This is a genomic window from Kerstersia similis (genome assembly GCF_965139615.1).
Lineage (GTDB): Bacteria > Pseudomonadota > Gammaproteobacteria > Burkholderiales > Burkholderiaceae_B > Kerstersia > Kerstersia similis.
On sequence record NZ_CBCSIQ010000025.1, the window covers coordinates 52,778 to 64,460 of the forward strand.

General features: G+C 62.8%; 9 protein-coding genes and 1 tRNA gene. 2 read left to right on the forward strand and 8 right to left on the reverse strand.

Annotated elements, in window-relative coordinates; translation table 11 throughout:
- Positions 1 to 38 precede the first annotated feature (38 nt).
- The 4 genes from obgE to ACNA1V_RS14210 form a co-directional block, all read right to left on the reverse strand.
- Positions 39 to 1,202, reverse strand: a complete 1,164-nt coding sequence (gene obgE, locus ACNA1V_RS14195) for a GTPase ObgE (RefSeq protein WP_415834255.1) — start codon at positions 1,200 to 1,202, stop codon at positions 39 to 41.
- Between the two features lie 167 nt (positions 1,203 to 1,369).
- The gene (gene rpmA / locus ACNA1V_RS14200; RefSeq protein ID WP_415834256.1) at positions 1,370 to 1,630 is read right to left on the reverse strand and encodes a 50S ribosomal protein L27; all 261 of its coding nucleotides are present in this window, start codon (positions 1,628 to 1,630) and stop codon (positions 1,370 to 1,372) included.
- Positions 1,631 to 1,728: 98 nt separating this feature from the next.
- Positions 1,729 to 2,040 carry a 50S ribosomal protein L21 gene (gene rplU / locus ACNA1V_RS14205; RefSeq protein ID WP_339139331.1) on the reverse strand — a complete coding sequence of 104 codons (312 nt, stop codon included), beginning with the start codon at positions 2,038 to 2,040 and terminating at the stop codon, positions 1,729 to 1,731.
- A gap of 310 nt (positions 2,041 to 2,350) precedes the next feature.
- Positions 2,351 to 3,550 (reverse strand): RpnC/YadD family protein, encoded by a 1,200-nt coding sequence (locus tag ACNA1V_RS14210; RefSeq protein ID WP_415834257.1) that lies wholly within the window; start codon positions 3,548 to 3,550, stop codon positions 2,351 to 2,353.
- A 358-nt stretch (positions 3,551 to 3,908) separates the two neighbouring features.
- Here ACNA1V_RS14210 and ACNA1V_RS14215 point away from each other — a divergent pair, with 358 nt between their 5' ends.
- The gene (locus ACNA1V_RS14215; RefSeq protein WP_415834258.1) at positions 3,909 to 6,218 is read left to right on the forward strand and encodes a TonB-dependent siderophore receptor; all 2,310 of its coding nucleotides are present in this window, start codon (positions 3,909 to 3,911) and stop codon (positions 6,216 to 6,218) included.
- A 38-nt stretch (positions 6,219 to 6,256) separates the two neighbouring features.
- Here the strand turns inward: ACNA1V_RS14215 and ACNA1V_RS14220 are convergent, their stop codons facing one another.
- The 4 genes from ACNA1V_RS14220 to ACNA1V_RS14235 all read right to left on the reverse strand — a co-directional run bounded on the left by ACNA1V_RS14220 (position 6,257) and on the right by ACNA1V_RS14235 (position 10,825).
- Positions 6,257 to 7,921, reverse strand: coding sequence for an ABC transporter permease (locus ACNA1V_RS14220; RefSeq protein WP_415834259.1), 1,665 nt, complete (start codon positions 7,919 to 7,921; stop codon positions 6,257 to 6,259).
- Between the two features lie 55 nt (positions 7,922 to 7,976).
- Positions 7,977 to 8,921 carry an ABC transporter substrate-binding protein gene (locus ACNA1V_RS14225; protein WP_415834265.1) on the reverse strand — a complete coding sequence of 315 codons (945 nt, stop codon included), beginning with the start codon at positions 8,919 to 8,921 and terminating at the stop codon, positions 7,977 to 7,979.
- Between the two features lie 72 nt (positions 8,922 to 8,993).
- Positions 8,994 to 9,695 carry an ABC transporter ATP-binding protein gene (locus tag ACNA1V_RS14230; RefSeq protein ID WP_415834260.1) on the reverse strand — a complete coding sequence of 234 codons (702 nt, stop codon included), beginning with the start codon at positions 9,693 to 9,695 and terminating at the stop codon, positions 8,994 to 8,996.
- Positions 9,695 to 10,825, reverse strand: coding sequence for a porin (locus ACNA1V_RS14235; RefSeq protein WP_415834261.1), 1,131 nt, complete (start codon positions 10,823 to 10,825; stop codon positions 9,695 to 9,697). Before ACNA1V_RS14235 ends, ACNA1V_RS14230 begins: the two co-directional genes overlap by 1 nt.
- Before the next feature lie 283 nt (positions 10,826 to 11,108).
- Between ACNA1V_RS14235 and ACNA1V_RS14240 the strand changes: the two genes are divergently transcribed.
- Positions 11,109 to 11,182 (forward strand) — tRNA-Gly (locus ACNA1V_RS14240).
- The last annotated feature ends 501 nt before the right edge of the window (positions 11,183 to 11,683 follow it).

Here is an 11,683-nt window from a genome sequence, read left to right on the forward strand (position 1 = left end):
CGTGCTTGCGCAGGCCGGGGGCAGGCAGGAATTATGACTTATCGCGGCTCGGCCGGGGGCTCGGCGGTGCTGTGGGTGTCGTCCGCAGGCGACGGCGCATCGGATAGCTGGCGTGCTTCGTCGAAGCGAGGGTCTGATTCGACGTAGGTGCCGTCAGCGCGAGCTTGGGCTTCGTCTGCTTCACGGCGCGCCTGATCGACGTATTCCTGCAAGGCCCACAGCAAGGGCTGGATGCCGTCACCGGTCAGAGCGGAAATGCCATAGACCGGGCCTTCCCAGCCCAGTTCGCGCACGAAGGCATCGCGCAGGGCTTCCGGATTTTCTTGCATGTCCAGCTTGTTGAGCACGAGCCAGCGCGGTTTGGCGTACAGCTCCGGGTCATAGCGGCGCAATTCCTCGACGATGGCGCGGGCATCGGCGACTGCTTGCGGCAGCGGGTCGATATCCGGATCGGGCGAAGACACATCCACCAGATGCAGCAGCACACGGGTACGCGCCAGGTGGCGCAGGAAACGGTGGCCCAGGCCAGCGCCTTCCGAGGCACCTTCGATCAGGCCGGGAATGTCGGCCACGACGAAACTGTGCGCTTCGGAGGTGCGTACGACACCGAGGTTGGGGTGCAGCGTCGTGAAGGGGTAATCCGCGATCTTCGGACGAGCGTTGGAAACGCGCGTGATGAAAGTGGATTTGCCCGCGTTCGGCAGGCCCAGCAGGCCGACATCAGCCAAGACCTTGAGTTCCAGGCGCAAGCGGCGCTGCTCGCCTTCCTTGCCGTAGGTGAACTGGCGCGGCGCGCGGTTCACGCTGGACTTGAAGTGCAGGTTGCCCAGGCCGCCCTGGCCGCCTTCGGCCAGCGTGACGCGCTTGTCGTGGTGATCCAGATCGAACAGTTGTTCGCCGGTATCGGCATCGTAGAACACCGTGCCGACAGGTACGCGCAGCACGATGTCCGGCGCGGCGGCGCCGTACTGGTCGGAACCGCGGCCGTTCTCGCCGTTCTTGGCGCGATGCAGGCGGCTGTAGCGGTAATCTATCAGCGTATTGATATTGCGGTCGGCCACAGCAAAAATGCTGCCGCCGCGTCCCCCGTCGCCGCCGTTGGGGCCGCCGAAGGGGATGAATTTTTCACGGCGGAAACTGGCCACGCCGTTGCCGCCTTTACCGGCGATGACCTCAATGGTCGCTTCATCTACGAATTTCATGATTGCGGGGCCTTGGAGAGGCGATAGTGGGGGAGTGAGTATCCCGAAGGAGAAATGCAAAGTCCCCGCCAGCGGCTAGCGCTGCGCAGGGACCTGGCCCGTGGCTGGCACGGGAAGCGCCGGCGGTTCAGGCCGCCAGGCGCGGGCATCCGTCGATGCGACGAGGCTTATTCAGCCGCGACGATGGAAACGGTAGCCTTGTTCAGCTTGCCCTTGACGCCGAATTCGACAACGCCGTCGGTCAGTGCGAACAGGGTGTGATCCTTGCCCAGGCCCACGTTGACGCCCGGGTGGAAACGGGTGCCGCGCTGGCGCACGATGATGGCGCCGGCGGAGATGGCTTGACCGCCATAAACCTTGACGCCAAGTCGTTTAGCTTCTGAGTCGCGGCCGTTGCGAGTTGAGCCGCCGCCCTTTTTCTGTGCCATGTCTGGCTCCTGATATTCAAATTCCCGTCGCAGGCGCCTGGCCGCGCCGGGAATGGGTTACTTGCAAGAAACGAACCTTACCGGAGAGCCTGGAGGGCTCAGGCGGAGATCGTGTCGATGCGGATCTCGGTGTAGTTCTGGCGATGGCCTTGATGCTTCTGGTAGTGCTTGCGGCGACGCAGCTTGAAGATCTTGACCTTGTCGTGACGACCGTGCGCAAGAACCGTTGCCTTGACCACTGCACCAGCGACGACCGGCGTGCCAACCTTCAGCGACTCGCCTTCGCCCACGGACAGAACTTGATCCAGGGTGATTTCTTGCCCGATGTCTGCAGGTATCTGTTCTACCTTGAGTTTTTCGCCAGCAGCAACACGATATTGCTTGCCGCCGGTTTTTATGACCGCGTACATGGGATGAACCTCGTAAAAATGGAACGACAGAATGTCGAACTCCCGATTATATCTTGCTAATTGTTTGATCGTCAAAGGGAAAGTCGGGAAAGCCCAGGGGTGGCGAGTGTGGGTGCCGGTATGGAAGCGGCATCTCGCGTACTTTCCGTGGAAAGCAGCGGGGTATGGCTGTGTTCATCCCTAGCTTCGGCAAGGAAGTGTTGTCGCATCCACGCGACGGCAGGCATCCTGCCAGGCACAATGGGGCAGGGCCAGGAGGATGCCGCCTGGCGTGTCTATCGGGTGCTGCGCTCCGGGCCGGCAGGCATGGCTAATGCCAGACATGTTCCAGCGTCTGGGCTTCCAGCAGACGTTGGGCCCAGCGGTGCAGGCGGGTCTGGTCGGCTTGTTGCAGGCGCGCCAGGTCTGCGTCAGACAATGGGCCGAAGCGTGTTTCCAGTAGGGCACGCAACAAACCCGCCATGCCTTCGTTGCGTCCTTGTTCCAGTCCTTGCTGCATCCCTTTGCGGATGCCGATGCGTTCGACGCTGCTGATATAAGCCATGTTTCGTTCTTCCTCGAAGCTTGCCAGGGATTGCCAGAAATCATCGTCCAGCTCGGGCGGCAGGGCCAGGATGCCGTCGATGAACAGGAACAGTTGGCGGATGCGCCGGGCCTGCCAGCCATATTGGTACAGCTGGCGCACCAACTGCTTTTTTTCTTTCAGCAGCGTCTGCGGCGTCGAGCGCCTGGCGGCGGCGAGTTCGGCCAGGACGACGAGGGCGAACGGGTTGTCTGGCGCCAGCGCCAGCAGTGCCTGCTCTCGCCCGGCCCAGTCCTGCAAATGTACCACCGGTACCCGGTAGCTCAGACTCAGAAAATCCTGACCTTCCTGGGCGTAACCCTGCGGCGCGTAGAGATAGTGCAGGTGGGACGTTTGCCGCGGGCTACGGGTGACGATGGCAAATTGCAGGATGAGGCTATCGGGGAATGTCTCTTGAAGCCGGGCGAAGTAGGTGTACATGCGCCGGGCAAAGTGGCTGGCCAGGCGTTGCTGGATTTCCAGGTGCAGCAGCATCAGCGCGGGGGGGCCGCTGTGCAGGCGGACACGCACGAGCTTGTCCAGGTAGCGGCGGTTGCGACGGCGGCCAGGCGCCAGGGCGCGCAATTCCTTGTCAAGGAAGTCCGGCGGGTAGGACCAGTCGATAGCGGCGTGCAGGCGCGGCCAGAAAAGGGCAACGCACGGAGCCAGCAGGGCTTCGAGGGCGTCTTTCCAGTGACCATCGAAATCGGTGGCTTGGATATCCTCTGCCGACATGACGGGCATGGCTGTTTCATGGCCGTATGGTGTCGCGGGAGCCCGTAGCATCAGGTTGGGAAAAGGCAGCACCTGGTAGCGCAAGAGCGGCCGTCGTGGCGGGGTTGCCTGTGCCGGATGGTGGTCTGTCGAGTGAGCAGGCGGCAGCTCGGGCGGCGCTTGCCGGAGGGGCGAAGTGCACGAGGGGAAGAGGGGGAGCATGGCTGAGATCATGCGGTCTCCTGGCTGGACGAACAGGCATAGCCTACGCCCGGGCGCGGATGAGTGGCGTCATGGCGGGCTCAAAAGAGCACACCCTCAGACCTGCGCCTGCCCGTTGTTCCTCCTGATCCCTGGCCAGCGGCGGACGGCTTGGCCAAATTGCGCCGGCTCGCGGCGGCGGGCAGATATCTAGGGCATGCTGGATTTCCGGCCCGGTGGGAGGCGCCGTACCCCTGGAGGGCCAAGGGTATTCAGCAGGTTCGGAGCGACAGGGCAGCCATCAAATGATAGCTATAATTGTTCTCGATTTTGTTTGGTGCGGGCCGTGCGGGCAGGCGCTGGATTTCCTTTTTTTGCTCACGAGATAGCTATGTCTGCGGGTCGCTGCTTTTCAATCTATGGTGCCAGGGTGTTGCTTGGTGGTTTGCTGGGTGGTCTGGCGGGAAGTGCTTGGGCGCAATCGGCGGCAGTGCAAAATCCGGCCCCAGCACCGCTTCCGGCCTTGGCCGTCCGTGCGCTGGAAACGGTCGAAGTGCTGGGCACGGCAGAGGAAACGCTCAAGCAGGCGCCGGGGGTATCCATCATCACCGCCGAGGATATCGCCGAGAACCCGCCCAGCAATGACCTGGCGGATATCATCCGCCGCCAGCCAGGTGTCAATCTGACCGGCAACTCCACCAGCGGCCAGCGCGGCAATAACCGCCAGATCGACATCCGTGGCATGGGGCCGGAAAACACGCTCATCCTGATTGATGGCAGGCCCGTCAGCAGCCGTACCTCGGTGCGCTATGGCTGGCGTGGCGAGCGCGACACGCGCGGCGACACCAACTGGGTGCCGGTCGATGCCGTCGAGCGCATTGAAGTGCTGCGCGGCCCGGCTGCGGCGCGCTATGGCAATGGGGCAGCGGGCGGTGTGGTGAACATCATCACCAAGGGCATCCCGGAAACCCTGCAAGGTTCGCTGACGCTGTACGCCAACCAGCCGGAAGCCTCCAAGGACGGCGATACGCGCCGGGCCAGCTTCGGCCTGGCCGGGCCGATTTCCGAGACCCTGGGCTTTCGCCTGAACGGCAACATCGCCAAGACCGATTCCGATGCCTGGGATATCAACCGTGGCCACGCATCCACGCGTACCGGTTTCCATGAAAATACCTTCCCGGCCGGGCGCGAAGGCGTGCGCAACCGCGACGCTGCCGGTCGCCTGACCTGGAAACCTGTGCAGGGCCACACCATCGAGTTCGATGCGGCCTTCAGCCGCCAGGGCAATATCTATACCGGCGACACGCAGAACACCAACAATTACATGCATGGCAACCCGACCCTGGAAGACCTGACCAAGCTGGTCGAGGAAAACCTGGGGGCGGAAACCAATATCCTGTACCGCGAGACCTATGCGCTGACGCATCGGGGCGACTACGATTTCGGCACCTCGCACGTGTACGCGCAGTATGAAAAAACGCGCAACAAGCGCCTGAAGGAAGGCCTGGCCGGTGGTACCGAAGGCCTGTTCTCTACGGGTGAATTCGGCCAGGCCGTGTTGCGCGCCTATACCCTGCATGGCGAAACCAGCCTGCCGGGGCATGTGCTCGGCCGCCAGCAGGTGCTGACACTGGGGATGGAGTGGGTACGTAACGAACTCGATGACGCCAACTCCATGACGCAGGGCTTCATGGGCGGCGCCCAGGTGCCCGGCGCGGTGTCCATGGGGCGCGCCAGCAAGACGGCAGCCAATACGTTCTCTGTGTTTGCCGAGGACAATATCGAACTGACGGTGGACACCATCCTGACGCCGGGTGTGCGCTACGACCACCACAGCGTGACGGGCAGCAACTGGAGCCCGTCGCTGAACCTGTCGCACTTGATCAACGATCGCTTCACCATCAAGGCTGGTATCGCACGCGCCTACAAGACGCCGAACCTGTACCAGACCAATGACAATTACCTGCTCTACAGCAACGGTAATGGGTGCTGGGGCGCCGGCGGCCCCTGCTATCTGCAGGGCAATCCCGACCTGAAGGCGGAAACCAGCATCAACAAGGAATTGGGCGTGGAGTACCAGGGCGATGCCCTGCAGGCCGGGCTGACCTACTTCCGCAATGATTACCGTGACAAGATCGAAGCCGGCATGGTGCCGGCGGGTGGCACGCAGGGAACGTCGGCGAACATCTTCCGCTGGGAAAACGTGCCCAAGGCGGTGGTCGAGGGCCTGGAAGGCAATCTGGGCTATACCTTCACGCCTGCCTTGTCGATGAGCAACAATTTCACCGTCATGCTGACGAGCAAGAACAAAACCACGGGCGAGGTGCTGTCCGTCATTCCGAAGTACACGCTGAACTCACGCCTGGACTGGCGTGTGAATGACAGCCTGGGGCTCAATGCCACCCTGACCTGGTACGGCAAGCAAAAGCCCAAGAAGTACGATTACCACGGCAAGCCGCTGACGGGCGAAGCCACGGAGTCGCTGTCGCCCTACGCGCTGTTCGGTCTGGGTGCGAACTACCGCGTGTCGCGTAACCTGTCGCTGACGGCAGGTGTCAGCAATCTGTTCGACAAACGCCTCTACCGGCGCGGCAATGCCGTCACGGTGAACTCCCCGGTAGGCAACCTGACCGGCGCCGGTGCGGCGACCTACAACGAACCCGGGCGGGCGTACTACCTGTCGGTGACGTCTTCGTTCTGATACCTTGAATCCGTACCGCACCCGCCCGGGCGTTTGCATCAGCCGGGGCCGGCGCTTTGCCTGCCCTGCAGGCGCATGCCCAAGAGCATCAGGCTCAGGCTGATCGCCGCCGCCACTACGGCCATGGCCATGCCCTGGCCGATGGTGCCCTGCTCGAACTGGCGCCAGACGAAGATGGATACCGTCTGTACGCCGGCGGGGGCCAGCAGCAAGGAAGTCACCAGTTCCCGCGATGCCACGGCAAAAACCATCAGCATGGCTGCTACCAGGCTGGGCAGCGCCAGCGGCAAGGTGACATGGCGCAGGCTGCGGATGACGCCTGCGCCGTGCACGCGCGCCGCCGCTTCCAGGCTCGCATCTATCTGTGCCAGCGCTGCCGATACATAGCGCACCGGGTAGGGCAGCAGCAGGCAGGTATAGGACAGCAGCAGGATGACCCAGGTGCCGTAGGGGGTAACGGGCCAGAATGACTGGTTCCAGGCCAGGATCAGGCCGACGCCGACCACCACGCCGGGCAGCGAGGCCGGCAGCAGCGACAGCGCATCTATCCAGCCGGCCGCGCGCACACGCCGGCCCTGCACGCACCAGGCCGCGGCAAAACCCACCAGGCCTGCCAGCAGCGCTGTGCCTACCGCCAGCGATAGGCTGGTGGATAAGGCCTGCAAGGGTTCGCCGCCTTGTTCCAGCAGGGCGCTGAAATGATCCACACTGAAATTCTGCAGGCTGAGCCCGCCGGACAAGGTACGCGTCAGTGCGGAGGCCAGCATGGAGGCGATGGGTACGGCCACAGCCAGCAGGCTGACCAGCGCGAACAGCAGCAGCACTGGCACGCGCCAGTGCCCCAGTTCTCGTTGGGCGGACTCTACCGGTTTGCCATTCGTGGTCTCGAAGCGTTTGCCGGCCAGCATGGCGCGCTGCATGGCATAGGCCAGCAGGGCCAGGGATACCAGCAGCAGCGCCAGCATGGCCGCGCCGGACAGGTCGATGGGCCAGTCCGACAGGCGCCGTTCGATGGCGGTGGTCAGCACCAGGAAGCCTGCCTGGCTGCCCAGGGCGGCCGGCACGCCATATTCCTCGATGGCCAGCGTGAAACTCAGCAGCATGCAGGCCGCCAGGGCCGGCAGCGCCAGCGGCAAGGTGATGCGAAAGAAAGCCCGCCAAGGGGTTGCGCCACAGACGCGCCCGACATCTGCCAAACGGCCGCCCGCCGCCGCCAGGCTGCGTGAAATCGCGAAGTAAACGACCGGGAAGGTACCCAGCGCCATAATAATGACGATGCCGGTCGGCGAAAAAAGCAGTTTGCCCAGATGCACGCCGGTCAGTTGCATCAGGTAGCCGCCCGGTTGCAGCGCCATCATCCAGGACAGCGCCGCAATATAGGGCGGCAGCAGGAAGGGCACGAGGAACAGCAGATCCCAAACGCGGGCGCAGGGCAGGCGGAACAGGCCGCGCAGCGCGCCCAGCGGGGCGCCGATCAGCGTGCTGACCAGCATCACACCCAGGCCCAGGTACAAGGTATTGCCCAATAGCGGCGCGACATTCTCCTGGCTCAGTACGGGCAGGATATTGCTGAACGCGCCACGTAGCGAACCTTCTCCCAGATGGGGGAACACCGCTTGCAGAACAACAAAGCAGATAGGCAATGCCACTAGCACGGCCAGGGCCGCGAGAGTGAGCATTGCCAGCATGGACATGCCGCGCATGATCTCTCCAGTTCCGGCGCGGCCAGCGGCCGCTGCCGGAGACGACAATCAGAAATCAGCGTTGGCCGAACAGGGTGCTGAAGCGTTGCAGCACATCGGCGCGCAAGGTGCTCGAGCCGCCGTCAGCGGCAGCAGGCAGCAGTGTCAGATCCTGGAACAGGGGGCGGCTGGCGGCGACATCGCTGCGGGCAGGCATGAGCCAGGCCTCGGCCACGGCTGCCTGTCCTTCCGGCGATAGCACGTAGTCGATGAACTGGCGCGCGGCCTCGGGGCGCTTGCTTTCCTTCAGGATCATCATCGGGCGCGGCGCGATCACCGTGCCGCTGGAGGGGAAGATCACCTTGATGGATTCGCCTTTGGTCATGCCGGCATAGGACACGTAATCCACGCCGCCGAATACCGCGGCCTTGGCACCTTGCAGTACAGGCGTCAACGCCTGGGCATTGGGGCCGGAGACGGTCATGCCGTTATTGCGCAGCGACTCCAGCAGTGTCCAGGCCTGATCCCCTCGGGCGGCGTACAGGCCCAGAATCAGATCCAGCGTCGCGCCGGACAGGGCCGGGTCAGGCATGGTGACCAGATCCTTGTACTCCGGTGTGGCGAGATCACTCCAATCCTTGGGCTCGGGCTTGCCGCTCTGGGTATTCCAGACAATGCCCAGCGCCGAAATGCCTTGAGCCACGTAGTAGGGCGTCTTGAAGGCGGCGGGTACATCCGCGGCGTTCGGGCTTTCATAGGCCTGCAGCCAGCCACGTTGTTCCAGGTCCTGGGCAGTATCCCAGGATGCGGAAATCAGTACATCGGCACGCGGATTGGCGGCTTCGGCCTCCAATCGTGCCATGACCTTGCCGGTCGTCGCCTGGAAGACATCCACCTTGATGCCGCTTTGTTGCTCGAAACCGGTCGCAAGTTTCTTGATCAGACTGCCCGGCCCGGCGGTATAGACCGTCAGGCTGCGTTCGCCTTGCTGGGCGTGGGCCGTCGAAACAAATGCGGGCATGATGGAAAGGGCCAGGATAGGCAGTAGCAAACGGGAAACAATAGAGTGTGTCATGGTTATCTTGCAATCAGGTTACAGGAGGATGTCTTCGTGGACATTGCCGGCCGACAGGCGCACGATGCGGTGCGCCAGCGTGTGGGCTTCCTGTGGGTCATGGGTGACATAGACGGCGGTGGTGCCCAGGCGCCGCAACAGCGTTGCCAGCTCGGCGGACAGGCTTTCGCGCAAGTCGCGATCCAGGTTGGAGAGCGGCTCATCAAAAAGCAGCACCTGAGGGCGCGCCACGATGGCGCGTGCCAGCGCCACGCGCTGCTGCTGGCCGCCGGACAGATCGGCGGGGCGGCGCTTGCCGTAGCCGTGCAGGCCGACCAGTTGCAGCGCTTCGTCCACGCGCTCGCGCTGTTCCGCCCTGGGGACGCCGCGCATCTGCAGCGGAAAGGCGATATTGCCCGCCACCGTCATATGCGGCCACAGCGCGTAATCCTGGAACACCATGCCCAGGTCGCGCTGTTCGGGGGGCAGCGTCCGGCGCGCCTCATGCACCACGCGTTCACCAAAGCGGATGCTGCCGGCGTCCGGTTGCAGCAACCCGGCCAGCGACTTGAGCAAGGTGCTCTTGCCGCAGCCAGATGGACCCAGCAGGGCCAGGATGGTGCCTGCGGGGATATCCAGGTCTATGCCGTTGAGCACGGTGTGGCCGCCGAAGGCGTGGCGCAACTGGCGGATGCCGATGGCAACGCCGTGGCGGGGCGAAGGAGCGTGGGCGCTGGCCATCAGAAGCTGTGGCGCATGCCGAGATTCAGGCCGAACTGATTCGACCCGGGGTTCACGTTCTCGCCGAACTTGCCGCCAATCACGCTCAACGAAGAATCGTGGCGGTTCAGGGCATAGGCGCCGGTGGCGTAGAACGTTGTGCGCTTGGAAGCCTGGTAGTCCGCGCCCAGAACCACCATCCATGGGTTCTGGTCCTTGCCGGCCTGTTGCACGGCCGGGCAGGCGGCGGCATTCAGGTTGTCGCAGGTCGTGCCGTCCAGGTAGTACAGCGCCAGGGACATCGTCGTGGGCTTGCTCACCTTGTAGCTGGCGCCGGCCCAGTACATATTGCTGGTATAGCTTTGCGTGGTGAGTTCCTGCTTCAGCCAGCGGTAGCCGCCATACACCTGAAAGGCGCCGGTCTTGTACGACAGGCCGGCGGCGATGCGCTGTTCGCGGTTATCGCTATCGGCTCCGGCGGCGGGTTTGTTGGCGTGCTTCACGTGATACAGCACGGCGGCGTCCAGGCCATCCTGCTGGTAGCGCGCCCCGGCGCTGTACATGCGGCCGACCTTGGAGTCTTCCGCATCCTGATCGTTGTTCCAGCCGAAGCTGTACAGCGCACCCAGGCTGAATGCACCGAACTTGCCGGTGTACTTCAGCGCATTATCGGCACGGTCGGAAAAAGCGCCGTCCATGCGCTTGGCGGAGTAATTGCCATTGCCGAAGGGGTTGTACTTGCTGATCCAGTCGATCATCAGCGTATTCTGGCGGCCGGCCATCAACTGGCCCCAGGACTTGTCGGACAGACCGATATAGGCTTGGCGCCCGAACAGACGGCCACCTTGCAGCAGTGTGCCGTCGGACACATCGAAGCCGCTTTCCAGCGTGTAAATGGCGTTCAGTCCGTTGCCCAGATCCTCGCTGCCCTTGATCCCCCAGCGCGACCCGCTCAGGCCACCGGAAATCATATTGGGCTTGTTGGTCGGCCCGGGGCCGCTGGACAGCTTTTCCACGGCCACATCTATCGTGCCGTAAAGCGTAATGGAGGAAGGGGAAGCTTGTGCGAAAGCGGAGCCGAAAGGCAGGGCACAAAGCGGCAGGGCGCAACAAAGCAGGCCTGCGCCCAGGCGGGGGTACGACATCGACATATTGTTATCCTCTTTGGGACTTGAATAAGAGACGTCAGCGTAAGGGGCGGGCATGACAGCGCCGTGACCGAATCCAAAGTCGGGCCAGGCGGGTTTTGAACGCAGCGTGGCGGCAACAAATAGGCGCGGCAACGCCGGGCGGGGCCGGGCCAGGCAAATGGCTGCTACGCCAGACCTTGTGTTATTTTCGCAGCGTTATGCGCGCCCCCGCACGAAGCGCGCACCTTCTGCTAGAATAATCGTCTTCTTTCCTGCCGCAGCAAGCTTGGCGGCACGGTCAAATGCGGGTGTAGTTCAATGGTAGAACGGCAGCTTCCCAAGCTGCATACGAGGGTTCGATTCCCTTCACCCGCTCCAATCAAGTTCCAGATTTGGGTCTTCTCTACCGCGAAGCAAGCCAAGTGTTTGAATTTTAGGTTTTTCTCCTGATGCTATTGGCATCGGGAAAATGCCTTTCTAGCATTCCTATTCCGGTATATTTCTTGATCCATCAAGCGAGTCAACAGACGCGTCGCGTTGTTGCTACTCGCTGTCCATGTTTGCAGCGACCTTAGCAGCTAGTCGAACGGCTGGAATGGGGGCGAGAGTGGACGATGATGAATGGCTGTTTTCGACCCGTTGCTGCCGTTGGGCTAGACAGTTTGATCGGCTGCAATGCAGCGGGTTGCAGTCACTCATGCCATCAGCGACCAACGCTGAATAGGGTTGCCGGAAGCCTACTCCGGGCCTCGACCCACGGGAGTGTCAGCAATTCCGTGTTCAAGGCGGATTGAACATCAGGCGGAAGGCCGGATGAATCGTTCTTCGTAAAGGATAGCGAATTGGTTCATGGCTGTCTTCCAATCATGGCCAGTGCGG